The following is a 13627-nucleotide window of genomic DNA, read 5'->3' as shown; positions in this document are numbered from 1 at the left end:
ATTTAATCTTTTATTACAGAAAGAAACGAGTCAATAATACTTACATCATTTGTAATTAAAAAAGCAGGAAGCAATGCAATAATCGCAACAACTGTTGCATAAGAAACAATAATATTTTTCACTATTTTCATCGTGCTCACTTCCTTTTGAATTTATTTTCTTATTTTTCTGTCATTTTGTCAATCTTTTTTATTAGCGAAATTTTTGTACGAAAATGGTATAATAACAAAATGGTTGTCTTAAAAGGGGGGGAATACAATGCGAATACGGGATTGGGATCGAAACTTACGCATTCGTTTAATTGGGGAGTCATTAGTCGGAGTTACATTTTGGATGATATTCCCTTTTATCGCGATATATTTTTCTGACATGTTCGGTAGACAAAAAGCGGGCATATTGCTTGTGATTTCGCAACTATTTTCCGTTGTTGCGAATTTGCTTGGCGGTTATTTTGCGGATCGATTTGGAAGAAAAAAAATGATGGTGCTTGCTGCGTGTGGACAAGCAGCTGCTTTCTTCTTATTTGCACTATTCAACTCACCGTTATTCTCGTCACCTTTGATGAGTTTTATTTGTTTTGCTCTTGTAGGTGTGTGTGGGTCGCTTTATTGGCCAGCGAGTCAAGCGATGGTCGCTGATGTCGTTGCTGAAAAAGATCAAAGTCGCGTGTTTGCTGTGTTTTATACGATGAATAACGTGATGGTTGTCATCGGTCCACTGCTTGGCGGAATATTTTATCCACAATATCGTTTCTTCTTATTTTTGACTGCAGGGACGTTTTGTACGATCGTTGCCATTGTTCTTTTTATTTATTTAGATGAGACAGCACCGATATGGAGAAAACCAACAGGAACATGGTATATGTTTTTTATTGAGCAGTTAAACAATTATCGTCTCATCGTAAAAGATCGCACGTTTCTTTTATTTATTGTTGCTGGTATTCTCGTGGCGCAAACGTTTATGCAACTTGATATTTTACTTCCTGTTTACATTAAAGACGTTGTGTCCCAACAAACGTTATTTTCCATTGGCTCTTGGTCGCTTTCATTAAGTGGAGAAAAAGCGTTTAGTGTCCTTATTGCTGAGAACGGACTGCTTGTCGTTTTATTTACGGTCGCTGTGACGAAATGGATGGAGAACTATAAAGAAAAGTGGGTATTTGTCTTTTCTTCCCTTTTTTACGGGATTGCTATTTTTCTTTTTGGTCAAACCACATCGCTATGGATTATGATTATTTTAATTGCTGTATTTACACTTGCCGAGCTGATGACAGTCGGCTTACAACAAACATTTGTAGCTAAATTGGCACCTGAGCATATGCGTGGACAATATTTTGCCGCAGCGAGTTTACGTTTTACACTCGGGCGCATGATTGCCCCGCTCGTTTTGACGCTCCCATTTGCGTATCATTGGACGTTTTTTATTTTAATGTTACTTGCGATATGCAGTGCGTGGTTGTATGCTGTCATGTTTCAAATGATGGAGGAAAAACAAGCATGATTATTCTTATTCGGCACGGAAAGCCTGTTTGTAAAAGAGGCGGATGGATGACGAGAGAACAATTAATCAATTGGTTAAAAGCATACGATGAGGCGATCGTTTATGACGAGCCTCTATCGTATGCGGAAGCAAAAGAAAAAATAAAATGCGCATCTGTCGTCCTTGTTAGTTCGCTTGCTCGCGCTCGCCATTCAGCGTCTTTATTGCAACCAGCAAGTCCAATTGAGGAGCACAAATGGCTAAATGAAGCCCCACTCCCTCAACCGCCAAAGTGGATGAAAGGTGTATATCCGCTATGGATGTGGCTTATTTTGTTGCGCTTGTTATGGTTTTTTGGATATGGAGAGGAGCCTTATACCAAAACAAAGCAGCGAGCGATGAAAGCGGCACAACAGCTCGTCCACTATGCTCGAACGGGAACCGTTGTCGTCATTGGACATGGTTGGTTTCATTTGCTTGTTAGTCGGCAACTCAGACGATATGGTTGGCTTGCAAAAAAGAAAAAATGGGCGTATTGGGAAGCTGTGACGTTGTCGTTGACAAGGCACATACCGTGATGTACATATATGTTGTGTAGCCCCTTCTTTTTCTCATATTTTCCCTTTTCTTCTCATACATATAATCATGTAAATATTGAGAAAAAGAGGGGAAATACGTGTGAATGAACAAGGGGGAATGCAAAAAGAGGCGATGACGCGAGGCGAACGACGAAAGCAAAAACGACTATTTGTTTTTGTATGTTTATTGTTCGTTGTCAGCACATGTGTCGTCGGTGCATGGGTAGTGGCGAAACAAAAGACGAGTGAACAAAAAGCAATCGAGCAATTCATCGCAGCGTTGCGCCAAGAAGATATGCATATGTTGCAACAGTTCATCGATGTTCCATTAGAAAATAAGGCGTCGCTTTTACCGCTTTTTGCGTATTTGCGTAAACATCCAGAAGGCTATGACCAAATAAGAAAAGAGTTAGACCGACAAAAAGATGATCGAGTTTACATAAAAGGATTAACATCAACTCCACCGATTTTTTTAATGAAATTGTCACAAGGAACATACAAATTTGAACCTGCGTTATACCATGTATATGTGCAAACGAACGAGCAAGGAGCCCGTATTTTGATTAACAACACATACGTCGGTGAAACGAATGCATCGTTAATGAAAGTAGGAGAGTATGTTCCTGGATTATATGAAGTGAAAATGGTGACAGATGAACGAGAACAAGCGAAGAAAATATCGCTCTTTGGAGGAGAGCGGATTCGGATCGTTCATTTCGACTCGAACTAAAAGATGCAACGACATGTTGCGTCTTTTTTTATGAAAGTCGAAACATATTCTTTCGCTCGTACGTAGTATAGTCATCGTTTCCATTTCGCATGAAATCGTAGTAAAATAAAGGATCATAGACGATGGGAGGACGACGATGAAACGGGTCATTCGAACGATATGGCGATGGTTTGTGTCATGGAATGTCGGTTTATTTAGTGCACTGATTTCATTGTTTGCATTTCGCTTGCCATTTCTTATTTCATTTTTGATCGGGGGAAGTATAGGAATAATGTATTCATTTTACATGAAGAAAAAAGAGGAGAAACATTATCCTTCAAAAGATGATCGGTTGAAAGAAGCGAAAAAAAAGGTGCGGACAATTGGACAAAGTTTGTGGAGAGTTCGTTCGGTTGCGATGTTTTCCAAACTTTCGCGCCTGTACTCCATTTGTCAAAAAATGATTGAAATAGTTGAAAAACAACCGGATCGTTTAGCTGTCGCGCAGCCATTTTTTAATACGACATTAGATTCGATTGTTACAATTATTAATAAGTACATTTATTTAATGAGGCAGCCGGTGAAAAATGATGAAATTCGGCAAGCGATTGGTGAAGCGGAACAAGCGCTTGATCTTGCACTTACGAAAGCAGAAAATCAGCTGTTGGACATGCTTGAAGAAGATTTATTTGATTTACAAACGGAAGTAAAACTTATGAAACATACGATTACAGCAGCTAAGCCTCTTTCGTTATCCACTAAGCATACAGTAACAATGATGGAGGAGAAAAAGCATGAACAAAAACGATGAAGTACTTTGGACAAGCTCGATCGATTCGTTGCTTGCCAATCCATTTGGCGAAGTGACAGAAGTAAACGAAAAGCCATCATCTCCGCGATTAATCGATCAATTAAAGGAGGAACATCGGCAAAAAGCGTTAGCTCTTGCTGAGCAAATTGATCCACGCAATCATCAAGCCATTTTGCAATACGGTGTGGCAGCCCAAGCCGAACTATCGCGCTTTTCTCATTCGATTTTAAATCATGTACAAAAAAAAGATGCTGGGCCTGTTGGAGAAGTGATTCATGAACTCATGACAAAAATGAAAGAAGTTAACGTAGAAGATTTTGCGATGAATAAAAAAAGTTTTTTGGCACGTATGTTTCAATCTGTCACCCAGTCTGTCCAACATATTTTGTCGAAATATCAAAAATTAGGTGTCGAAATTGACCGTATCGCTGATCAACTTGAAAAACATCGTCAAATATTATTTCGCGATATTATGATGTTAGAAACGTTATACGAAAAAAATAAAGAATACTTTGATGCCTTAAACATTTACATTGCTGCTGCTGAAGTGAAACTAGAACAACTGCGAACAAAAACGATTCCGGAGTTAGAAAAAAAAGCATTACAGTCACAAAATCAAATGGACGTGCAAGAAGTCAATGATATGATTCAATTTGCTGATCGGCTTGAAAAGCGCATTCATGATTTAAAATTAAGCCGCCAAATTACGATTCAAACAGCACCGCAAATTCGACTGATCCAACACGTCAATCAAACGTTAGTTGAACGCATTCAATCGTCGATTTTGACTGCCATTCCACTTTGGAAAAATCAACTTGTTATCGCACTAACGTTGCTTCGCCAAAAGAAAGCAGTTGAAGCGCAAAAAGCGGTAACAAAAACGACGAACGAATTGTTGTTACGCAACTCAGAAATGTTAAAAATCAATACAATTGAAGCAGCAAAAGAAAATGAAGAGGGGCTCGTCAGCATCGAAACGTTAAAGAAAACGCAAGAAAATTTGTTAGAAACACTTGAAGAAACATTAAAAATTCAACAAGAAGGACGAATGAAGCGCCAGCAAGTGGAACGGGAGCTTGTTGAAATGGAGGAACAATTAAAACAACGGTTACTTATATTAAAAAGGGCTGAATAAAATCAGCTCTTTTTATTGATTTTTTTATACCTGTTAGGGTATGATTTGTGAGGGGGGGTAAAATAACATGATTTATGCAATTCTCGGGATGTTTGTGTTATATGCATTATATTATCGTTACGTACCTGTTCGGGGAGTAAAAAAGCTTCAATCTTTACGTATAGACGGACAAGTGACATTGCTCGATGTGCGTGACTACAATGAAAAGGATGAAATCAAAGGAGCGGTCCGTATTCCAATTGCTTACTTCAAACGTCACTATAGAGCCATTCCACACCGTGAAGTTGTTGTCGTTGCCCATAATGAACTAGAGAAAAATGTCGCAATTCGGTTACTTAGACGTTATCATTTTTCAGTACAAGGATATTATATAAAGGAATACGAACATGTACATGAGTTAAATATGGTAAAATGTCACTAACTGTTCAAACTTTATGAAGCAATTGTTTGTTATAATACGGTTACACGTACTTGTATATGGAGGGGATATATGATGAGAAAAATCGTCATTGTTGGTGGTGTAGCCGGTGGAGCTTCCGCCGCAGCGCGATTACGTCGGTTAAGCGAAAAAGATGAAATTATTATGTTTGAACGCGGCGAATATATTTCATTTGCAAACTGCGGACTTCCTTATTACATTGGGGATGTCATTCAAGAACGCAGTAAGTTGCTTGTTCAAACAGTTGATGGTATGTCAAAACGGTTTCGTATTGATGTACGTAATTTAAGTGAAGTGATAAGCATTAACCGTGATCGAAAAACGGTAACAGTGAAAAATTTACGAACAAATGAACAATATGAACAACCTTATGACGTTCTTATTTTGTCTCCTGGGGCAAAACCAATTGTACCACCAATTCCAGGTATTGATGAAGCAAAAGCACTTTTTACGTTGCGTAATGTGCCAGATACGGATCGTATTCGTTCATTTGTCGATAGCGAAAAGCCAAAACGTGCTGTCGTTATTGGTGGTGGCTTCATCGGTGTAGAAATGGCTGAGAACTTAACCGAGCGCGGTGTGCATGTGACGCTTGTAGAAATGGCGAATCAAGTCATGGCACCGATCGATTACGAGATGGCAGCGATTGTGCATACACACATGAAAGAGCACGGTGTTGATTTAATTTTAGAAGACGGCGTACAAGCGTTTGAAGACGAAGGACGGCGCGTCGTGTTAAAAAGTGGTCGCACAATCGATACAGATATGATTATTTTAGCAATTGGTGTCCAGCCAGAAAGCCAATTGGCAAAAGAGGCAGGACTAGAGCTCGGTTTTCGTGGTGCGATTAAAGTGAATGAACATTTACAGACGTCTGATCCAAACATTTTTGCGATCGGTGATGCCATTGAAGTAAAAAGTTTTATTCATGGATTTGAAACATTTGTTCCACTTGCATGGCCGGCAAACCGTCAAGGTCGCCTTGTTGCTGACTACATTAACGGTCGTGACGTGAAGTATAATGGAACGCTTGGTACGTCAATCGCCAAAATTTTTCATATGACCGTAGCAGCCACAGGATTGAACGAAAAAATATTAAAGCACCACGGCATCGATTATGAAGTTGTTCACGTTCATCCAATGAGCCATGCGAGCTATTATCCAGGAGCGACTCAAATGACGTTAAAATTAATTTTTGATCGTCAAGGTCGCATTTATGGGGCGCAAGCGGTTGGACAAGATGGGGTGGACAAACGCATTGACGTTATTGCAACAGCGATAAAAGGTGGATTAACAGTATATGATTTGCCAGACTTAGAATTAGCTTATGCTCCGCCGTTTTCATCAGCGAAAGATCCAGTCAATATGGTCGGATATGTAGCATCAAACGTGTTAGATGGTATGGTGGAAACCGTGCAATGGCATGAAATTAATGATATCGTCGCTAACGGCGGGTTGCTCATTGATGTTCGTACTCCAAAAGAATTAGAAACAAGAGGGGCAATTCCAGGAAGCATCAACATTCCACTTGATGATTTGCGCGATCGCCTTCACGAATTGCCGAAAAATCAGACGATTTATGTTACATGTCAAGTCGGTTTGCGTGGATATTTAGCCACTCGCATTTTGAAAGAACATGGCTTTGAAGCAAAAAATTTAGACGGTGGATATAAATTGTATTCGAGTGTAATAAAGTAGGAGGAATAAATATGTTTGAAAATATTCTACCGAAACAAGCAGATGCCTTGCGTCATGAAGCAAATGTCGAAGTGCTAGACGTTCGGGAAGCGCATGAAGTTGCGGCAGGAAAAATTCCAAACGCACGCCATATTCCGCTCGGACAATTGTTTGCCCGACTAAACGAACTCGATCCAAACAAAACGTATATTGTCGTTTGCCATTCCGGTGGTCGGAGTGCATTAGCGTGCGAATGGCTATCGGAACGAGGCTTCCGTGTAAAAAACATGGTAGGTGGCATGATGAGTTGGGAAGGAGAAGTGGAATAAGACTGGCGATGTGCCAGTCTTATTTTTTATCGCAAATATTTTTGTTGAATGCGCAACACTTCGTTTATCAGCTGTTCTCCGACTTGGTGACGAACGCGCTCATATAAGGGATAAAGATGACTTAGCCACTCTCTTTTTTGCTCATCGGTTAATTCATGAATATTTACTCGTTTCGTTTGAACGATTTCATGTAGCTGCTTTTCGTTAATAATTTTTGCATGTGTTTTCATCCATGTTGTCGTTTCATCGAGTGCTTCGACAATAATTTGTTGTTGAGATGGTGTTAATCGTTCCCAAAACGTTTCGTTCATTAACACAACATATCCGAGATATCCGTGATTGCTAATAGTCATGTACGGTTGCACTTCATAAAACTTTTTTGAGTAAATGTTAGAAATTGTATTCTCTTGACCATCGACTTGTTTGTAGTACAATTCACGAAATGTATCGTGAAAAGGGGTGACTTTCGGTATAGCGCCAAGCAAACGAAACTGTTCTTGAATCACTTCGCTCGGCATCGTTCGAAATCGTAATCCATGAAAATCAGTCGGATGTATAAGCGGGCGAACGCTATTTGTCACTTGTTTGAACCCGTTTTCCCAAAACGTTAACCCCTTAATATGGAAAGATTGTAACTTTGAGAATAAAATTTGACCGATTTGTCCTTGAAGCGCTTCTTCAACGGCTTGGTCATTTGGAAGGGCAAACGGTAAATCGAGCACTTGCCATTCTGGGATTAGCGACGTTAGCTTTGAATAGGCAGGAGCGATCATTTCTACCTTGCCTTGCTTTAATGCGTTCACTTCTTCTTCGTCTGTAAACAGTGTTGCATTTGCATATATTTCGACTTTTATTTTCCCGTTTGACTTTTCTGCTACGAGCGATGCAAATTTTTGTGCTGCTAATCCTTTCGGTGTATGTTCGGCGACAACATGACTGAATCGAATAGTTAGTTGATCTTCAAGTCCTTCTTGCTCGTCGTCATACGGAAGAGAAGATGTTGATGAAAACGAAGGAACGAGCCAATACAGCCAAAAAATGATTATGGCAATCGAGAAAACACCCCATTTTACATTCTTCATCTTTATCACCGCGCGCTGTGTTGTATAATTAATTATACATTATACAAGAAAATGCTGAATGGATGAACAATAAATGAAAAAGTTGTCGATTAGATGGAAAATTTTAATGTTATGTACAGTCATCGTCCTTGTGAGTATCGGAGTCGGAAGTGCCATCGTCATTAGTCACGTCATTCAATTAAAAGAACAGTCACTTAGTGAACGATCCCTCTTGATCGCTCGAACAGTAGCGCAAATACCAGAAGTAAAAAAACATGTACAACAAAAAGAAGGATGGACTATCATTCAACCGATTGTCGAAAACATCCGAACAATTTATCATGCAAATTATATTGTTGTCATGAACATGGACCGTGTTCGTTACGCTCATCCGTCTTACGATAAACTAGGTACAGTTTCTTACGGTGAAGATGAAATTGAAGCATTTACGGAGCATACGTACATTTCGAAAGCAAAAGGAGAATTAGGCGTTTCCGTACGGGCGTTCACTCCGATCATGAGTGAAGAACACCAACAAGTAGGGGTCGTTGTTGTTGGGAATGTATTGCCATCTATAAAAGAAATATTGAAAGATTTTCAGAGAGAAATTGCTTGGACGTTGATGATTACGATTAGCTGTGGCGTCGTTGGCTCGCTCTTGTTAGCGAATCATTTAAAAGAAGAGATGTTTCAGCTTGAACCGTATGAGCTAGCGCGATTGCTCGTTGAGCGAACAGCGACGTTTCATGCGATGTATGAAGGTGTCATCGCAATCGATAAAAAAGAACGAATTACGATTTTTAACGAACGTGCAAAGCAAATGATGGGAGTAAGCGGAGAAGTTATCGGCGAGTATATTCGCGACGTCATCCCTGATACACGTTTGCCGGAAGTTTTATATACGAAAAAAGCAGTATATCAACAAGAAATTATCGTCGGTAATCAGTTGATCGTCAGCAATCGCATTCCGATCGAAGTAGGTGGTGAAATTGTAGGAGCGGTCGCAATTTTCCAAGATCGAACAGAAGTCGCCAAAATGGCCGAAGAGTTAACAGGGGTAAGAGCTTTTATTGAGGCGCTCAGAGTTCAAAACCACGAGTATATGAATAAATTACATACAATTGCTGGGCTCATTCAACTCGGTAAGACGCGAGAAGCACTCGCTTACGTATTTGAAGAAAGAGAAGAGCAGGAAGCTTTTATGCATTTTTTGCGCACGCGTATTCATGATGAAAGCGTTGCGGGTTTACTTTTAAGCAAAGTGTCGCGGGCAAAAGAAATGGGGATTACATTCATCATCGACCGCTCCAGTGCGTTATTTTCCTTCCCACCGCGATTAGATCGCCATGATTTTGTCGTTTTACTTGGCAATTTGATTGAAAATGCTTTTGATGCATGCTTGGCGACGGAGCGAGAAGAAAAATTTGTCGAGTTATGGATCGGAGAACAGGAAGATAGCTGGACGATCGTAATAGAAGATAACGGAATTGGGATAAAGGAAGAAGAAAAAGCGCGTCTATTTGATTACGGGTATACAACAAAAAAAGGGAATCATCAAGGTATCGGGATGCATCTTATTTATAACATTTTGAGAAAAAGTCACGGCGACATAAATATTGAATCAAGTTGGCAAATAGGGACGACGATTACCATTTTATTTTCAAGATATAAGGGGGATGATGTATGATTCGCGTGCTGTTAGTAGAGGATGATCCGATGGTTCAACAAATTAATAAGCAATTTGTGGCTCAAGTGGATGGAGTTTCGGTCGTCGGGACGGCTGTCAACGGCGAAGATGCGTTAGAAAAGTTAGAGAAGTTGCGCCCAGATTTAATTTTGCTTGATGTATATATGCCGAAATTAGATGGTGTACAGACGATTCGTTTATTTCGCGAGTGCGGTTACGAAGTCGATGTCATTATCGTGTCAGCAGCTAGCGATGCAGAAACGATTCAAACGATGTTGCGCAACGGGGCAGTTGACTATATTATTAAACCGTTTCAGTTCGAGAGGTTAAAACAAGCAATTGAGCGATACCAATCGTTACGGAAAACGTTAAAAGATAAACATGTGACGCAACAACAAATTGACGAGTGGATGTATAAGCCGACGCAAGTACAACAAGTGAGTTTGCCAAAAGGATTAAATGAGACAACGCTTCGACAAATTGAACAATATATGTCTAAAACAACGGTTGCTCAGTCGGCTGATGAAGTGGCGGAAGCGATCGGTATCGCACGAGTCACAGCGAGGCGTTACTTAGAATATTTAGATAGTATCGGTGAAGTAGAGAAAGAAGTACAGTACGGGACGATCGGTCGCCCGATTCACCGCTATCGAAGACCAAAAAGAACAAAATGATCAATATGTTCAAAATATTCCTTCCTTTCATTGAAAGCGATATCATTAAAATCGTAATTAGTGATAGGGGGGAATTTTTCATGAGGAAAATGAGCTTTTTGCTTATGCTTGTCTTGCTAGTTGGGGGGTTGTTCGCTTGTAGTAACTCGCAATCGACGAGTACAAGTACAAACAAGACAGAAGAAAAGAAAGAGGAAGTTGCGAGTGAGCCGATCGTTATTAAATTTTCACATGTTACTGCCCCAGATAGTCCGAAAGGAAAAGCGGCAGACTTGTTCAAGCAGCTTGTTGAAGAGAGAACAAACGGAAAAGTGAAAGTAGAAGTGTACCCATCTAGTCAATTGTTCGACGACGACAAAGCAATTCAAGAATTGCCTCGCAACACCGTACAGTTAATCGCGCCGTCGACGACAAAGCTCGTCAGCTACGATCCAGCTTTCCAAATCGTTGATATGCCGTTTTTGTTCACGAGCGATGAAGCTGTGTATAAATTTTGGGACGGTGAAGGTGGACAAATTTTATCGCAAAAGCTAGAAAAATATAACATTAAAGTGTTGGCAATGTGGGCGAATGGAGAAAAGCATTTTACTAACTCTAAACGTCCGTTGAAAAAACCAGAAGACTTTAAAGGATTAAAGTTCCGCACACAAACAGGAAAAGTGCTTGATGAACAATTTGCCGCGTTAGGTGCATCTGCGGTGCCAATGGGATTTTCTGAAGTGTATGTTGCATTGCAGCAAGGTACAGTAGACGGACAAGAAAACACGTTTAACAACATTGATACGCAAGGATATGCAGAAGTACAAAAATATTTAACGGTATCAGGACACGGTCGTTTAGACTACCTTTTATTGACGAATACGAAGTTTTGGGATATCCTTCCAGAAGACGTTCGTAAAACGTTAGAAGAAGTCATCGCAGAAGTGACTGAGCAACAACGAAAATGGTCTGAAGAGTTAAACAGAGAGTCATATGAAAAATTGAAAGCAAGCGGAATGGAAGTGTACGAGTTAACAAAAGAAGATATTGAAGCATTCCAAAAAGCTATGCAGCCAGTGTACGATAAATTTGCAGATAGCATCGGTCAAGACTTGATCGAATTAGCGAAAAAAGCAAATGAATAACGAATTGGAACAACCTGGAGTTTTCCAGGTTGTTTCTATAAGAGGAGGGGCGAACGTGCAAAAATTGAAGCATGTTGTTGAAGCGCTAGAAGATTGGATTGCCGGTTTATTTATTGTTGGTGGACTGTTTCTTATTTTGTTAGGTGTCGTTATGCGTTATGTATTTAACTCGCCTTTAAGTTTTGTAGAAGAATATGCAGGATATATGGTCGTGTGGGGAACGATGATCGGCGCGGTCGTCGCATTACGAGATAACCATCACATTCGTATCGATATGTTTTATCGTTTACTTCCAGAGCGAGTAAAAAAAGCTGTTGACATATTTGCTAATGTCGTAGGGCTCATCTTCGCATTATTTCTCGTTGTTTATGGCGTAAAAGGTATTTTTTTAGACGAGTTTAGCGCCTATCGAATGGGTATCGTTTCAATCGGTGAAGGTGTACAACTGTGGAAAGTGTATATGGTCATGCCGCTGATGGGAGTATTGATGTTATTTCGTTTTATCGTTCGTCTCGTTCGTGTATCGAAAGGGTTACCAGAATCTGATTATGAACATAAAGGTGTGGAACAAGTATGATGACTATTGGATTGTTTGTCGTATTTATATTGTTAATGTTACTCCGAGTTCCTGTTGCGTTTGCATTAGCTTTATCCGCCCTTTTATTTTTACCTTTTCTTAATTTCCATTATGAGAGTGCAGTTGTTGAAATTTTCTCTGCACTTAACCATACGTCGTTAATGGCTATTCCGGGGTTTGTGTTTGCAGGTATTATTTTAGCACGAGGAGGAATTTCAAAATATTTAATTGATGGATTGCGTGCGTGGGTTGGTCATTTACCGGGTGGAATGGCGGTTGTGACCGTGCTAGCTTGCGCCATTTTTGCCGCCATTTCTGGTTCGAGCCCGGCTACTGCTGCTGCGATCGGTTCGATTATGATTCCTGCTATGGTACAAGCTGGATATAGTAAAAAATATGCGATGGGTCTCGTTGCGGCAGCAGGGACACTCGGTATTTTAATTCCGCCGAGCATTCCGCTCATCATGTACGGGTATGTTGCAGAAAATAAAGCAACGATTAATAAATTATTTATGGCTGGAATCATTCCAGGTCTTTGCTTAACGGCAATCATTATCGTCTCTGCGATCGTATATGCAAAAAGAAACGGATTCGGGTACGGACAAAAGGCAACATGGTCGGAAAGGTGGGCATTGACGTGGAAGGCAATTCCAGGTGGACTCATGCCGATTTTAATTCTCGGTTCGATTTACACAGGAATGGCGACACCGACGGAATCTTCTGTGATCGCGAGCGCGTACGCGGTAATCGTGTCGCTCCTTATTTATCGTGAGTTAAAGTGGGGAGATTGGCGTCCGATTTTACGAGAAACAGTTCATATTAGTTCGATGATTTTTATGATTATTGCATCTGCTATTTTATTTAAACAATATTTAACGTTGGCTCAAGTACCACAAGCGATCGCGCAGTGGATTATTGATCATGAATTTAACAAATGGATGTTTATTTTACTTGTAAACTTACTTTTCTTTGTGCTCGGTACGTTTTTAGAGGCGATTGCGATCATTTTAATTACGCTACCGATTTTCTTACCAGTACTTGATAGCCTAGGTATTAACGCGTATCACTTTGCTATCATTATGACCGTCAATTTAGAAATTGCGATGATTACACCGCCTGTCGGTTTAAACTTGTTTGTCGTGAGCGGTATTGCAAAAGAGCCTCTTGAAAAAGTCATTCGCGCCATTGTACCGTTTTTACTCATTATGCTTATCCAACTCGTTTTAATTATCATCTGGGAAGATTTATCAACATTCCTTATTCGTTAAACCTCTCTTGAGATGGAGAGGTTTTTCTTTTTTAATTGTTTATTGTACAATAAAATACATGTATTGGAAGTGAGAGAAG

At 40.0% G+C, this 13627-nt stretch carries 15 protein-coding genes; 13 read left to right on the top strand and 2 right to left on the bottom strand.

All coding sequences use genetic code 11. The features are described from left to right. Window positions 1-2: 2 nt before the first annotated feature. Complete coding sequence (locus HNQ82_RS14675) at window positions 3-131, bottom strand: hypothetical protein (protein ID WP_281380803.1); 129 nt, start codon at window positions 129-131, stop codon at window positions 3-5. 127 nt (window positions 132-258) lie between these two features. On the opposite strand from HNQ82_RS14675, the gene HNQ82_RS06335 reads away from it, so the two are divergent. The 8 genes from HNQ82_RS06335 to HNQ82_RS06300 all read left to right on the top strand — a co-directional run bounded on the left by HNQ82_RS06335 (window position 259) and on the right by HNQ82_RS06300 (window position 7157). Then, complete coding sequence (locus tag HNQ82_RS06335) at window positions 259-1500, top strand: MDR family MFS transporter (RefSeq protein WP_183248117.1); 1242 nt, start codon at window positions 259-261, stop codon at window positions 1498-1500. Then, window positions 1497-2057, top strand: coding sequence for a histidine phosphatase family protein (locus HNQ82_RS06330; RefSeq protein ID WP_032101853.1), 561 nt, complete (start codon window positions 1497-1499; stop codon window positions 2055-2057). The genes HNQ82_RS06335 and HNQ82_RS06330 overlap by 4 nt, the downstream gene beginning before the upstream one ends. A gap of 100 nt (window positions 2058-2157) precedes the next feature. Further along, window positions 2158-2787, top strand: a complete 630-nt coding sequence (locus HNQ82_RS06325) for a PEGA domain-containing protein (RefSeq protein WP_183248115.1) — start codon at window positions 2158-2160, stop codon at window positions 2785-2787. A gap of 136 nt (window positions 2788-2923) precedes the next feature. Continuing rightward, window positions 2924-3577 (top strand): 5-bromo-4-chloroindolyl phosphate hydrolysis family protein, encoded by a 654-nt coding sequence (locus HNQ82_RS06320; RefSeq protein ID WP_183248112.1) that lies wholly within the window; start codon window positions 2924-2926, stop codon window positions 3575-3577. Next, window positions 3561-4712 carry a toxic anion resistance protein gene (locus tag HNQ82_RS06315; protein ID WP_183248110.1) on the top strand — a complete coding sequence of 384 codons (1152 nt, stop codon included), beginning with the start codon at window positions 3561-3563 and terminating at the stop codon, window positions 4710-4712. Before HNQ82_RS06320 ends, HNQ82_RS06315 begins: the two co-directional genes overlap by 17 nt. A gap of 67 nt (window positions 4713-4779) precedes the next feature. Then, on the top strand, window positions 4780-5133 hold the full coding sequence (locus HNQ82_RS06310; protein ID WP_183248108.1) for a rhodanese-like domain-containing protein: 354 nt from the start codon (window positions 4780-4782) through the stop codon (window positions 5131-5133). 72 nt (window positions 5134-5205) lie between these two features. Further along, the gene (gene cdr, locus HNQ82_RS06305) at window positions 5206-6849 is read left to right on the top strand and encodes a CoA-disulfide reductase (RefSeq protein WP_183248242.1); all 1644 of its coding nucleotides are present in this window, start codon (window positions 5206-5208) and stop codon (window positions 6847-6849) included. 11 nt (window positions 6850-6860) lie between these two features. After that, a complete protein-coding gene (locus HNQ82_RS06300) occupies window positions 6861-7157 on the top strand; it encodes a rhodanese-like domain-containing protein (RefSeq protein WP_183248106.1) in 297 nt (98 codons plus the stop codon). 26 nt (window positions 7158-7183) lie between these two features. On the opposite strand, the gene HNQ82_RS06295 is transcribed toward HNQ82_RS06300, so the two are convergent. Next, window positions 7184-8239, bottom strand: coding sequence for a DctP family TRAP transporter solute-binding subunit (locus HNQ82_RS06295; RefSeq protein ID WP_183248104.1), 1056 nt, complete (start codon window positions 8237-8239; stop codon window positions 7184-7186). Window positions 8240-8312: 73 nt separating this feature from the next. On the opposite strand from HNQ82_RS06295, the gene HNQ82_RS06290 reads away from it, so the two are divergent. The 5 genes from HNQ82_RS06290 (at window position 8313) to HNQ82_RS06270 (ending at window position 13548) form a co-directional block, all read left to right on the top strand. Further along, entirely contained in the window at window positions 8313-9905 is a 1593-nt protein-coding gene (locus HNQ82_RS06290) for an ATP-binding protein (RefSeq protein ID WP_183248102.1), read from the top strand. Then, the gene (locus tag HNQ82_RS06285) at window positions 9902-10579 is read left to right on the top strand and encodes a response regulator (RefSeq protein ID WP_183248100.1); all 678 of its coding nucleotides are present in this window, start codon (window positions 9902-9904) and stop codon (window positions 10577-10579) included. The genes HNQ82_RS06290 and HNQ82_RS06285 overlap by 4 nt, the downstream gene beginning before the upstream one ends. Window positions 10580-10659: 80 nt before the next feature. Then, window positions 10660-11703 (top strand): TRAP transporter substrate-binding protein, encoded by a 1044-nt coding sequence (locus tag HNQ82_RS06280; RefSeq protein WP_183248098.1) that lies wholly within the window; start codon window positions 10660-10662, stop codon window positions 11701-11703. 55 nt (window positions 11704-11758) lie between these two features. Continuing rightward, window positions 11759-12280, top strand: a complete 522-nt coding sequence (locus tag HNQ82_RS06275; RefSeq protein WP_183248096.1) for a TRAP transporter small permease subunit — start codon at window positions 11759-11761, stop codon at window positions 12278-12280. Continuing rightward, a complete protein-coding gene (locus HNQ82_RS06270; RefSeq protein ID WP_183248094.1) occupies window positions 12277-13548 on the top strand; it encodes a TRAP transporter large permease in 1272 nt (423 codons plus the stop codon). The genes HNQ82_RS06275 and HNQ82_RS06270 overlap by 4 nt, the downstream gene beginning before the upstream one ends. Window positions 13549-13627: the final 79 nt, after the last annotated feature.

It is taken from the genome of Anoxybacillus tengchongensis, assembly GCF_014201585.1.
Lineage (GTDB): Bacteria > Bacillota > Bacilli > Bacillales > Anoxybacillaceae > Anoxybacillus > Anoxybacillus tengchongensis.
The sequence above is the reverse complement of the archived record's forward strand: the minus strand, read 5'-3'. Positions and strand labels throughout refer to the sequence as shown.

What these genes read in the sequence shown, in the direction of transcription:
- HNQ82_RS06320 (WP_183248112.1), top strand. Translation starts at nt 2,924, where the DNA reads ATGAAACGGGTCATTCGAACGATATGGCGATGGTTTGTGTCATGGAAT.
- HNQ82_RS06300 (WP_183248106.1), top strand. Translation starts at nt 6,861, where the DNA reads ATGTTTGAAAATATTCTACCGAAACAAGCAGATGCCTTGCGTCATGAA.
- HNQ82_RS06270 (WP_183248094.1), top strand. Translation starts at nt 12,277, where the DNA reads ATGATGACTATTGGATTGTTTGTCGTATTTATATTGTTAATGTTACTC.
- HNQ82_RS06280 (WP_183248098.1), top strand. Translation starts at nt 10,660, where the DNA reads ATGAGGAAAATGAGCTTTTTGCTTATGCTTGTCTTGCTAGTTGGGGGG.
- HNQ82_RS06330 (WP_032101853.1), top strand. Translation starts at nt 1,497, where the DNA reads ATGATTATTCTTATTCGGCACGGAAAGCCTGTTTGTAAAAGAGGCGGA.
- HNQ82_RS06310 (WP_183248108.1), top strand. Translation starts at nt 4,780, where the DNA reads ATGATTTATGCAATTCTCGGGATGTTTGTGTTATATGCATTATATTAT.
- HNQ82_RS06285 (WP_183248100.1), top strand. Translation starts at nt 9,902, where the DNA reads ATGATTCGCGTGCTGTTAGTAGAGGATGATCCGATGGTTCAACAAATT.
- HNQ82_RS14675 (WP_281380803.1), bottom strand. Translation starts at nt 131, where the DNA reads ATGAAAATAGTGAAAAATATTATTGTTTCTTATGCAACAGTTGTTGCG.
- HNQ82_RS06290 (WP_183248102.1), top strand. Translation starts at nt 8,313, where the DNA reads ATGAAAAAGTTGTCGATTAGATGGAAAATTTTAATGTTATGTACAGTC.
- HNQ82_RS06315 (WP_183248110.1), top strand. Translation starts at nt 3,561, where the DNA reads ATGAACAAAAACGATGAAGTACTTTGGACAAGCTCGATCGATTCGTTG.
- HNQ82_RS06295 (WP_183248104.1), bottom strand. Translation starts at nt 8,239, where the DNA reads ATGAAGAATGTAAAATGGGGTGTTTTCTCGATTGCCATAATCATTTTT.
- cdr (WP_183248242.1), top strand. Translation starts at nt 5,206, where the DNA reads ATGAGAAAAATCGTCATTGTTGGTGGTGTAGCCGGTGGAGCTTCCGCC.
- HNQ82_RS06335 (WP_183248117.1), top strand. Translation starts at nt 259, where the DNA reads ATGCGAATACGGGATTGGGATCGAAACTTACGCATTCGTTTAATTGGG.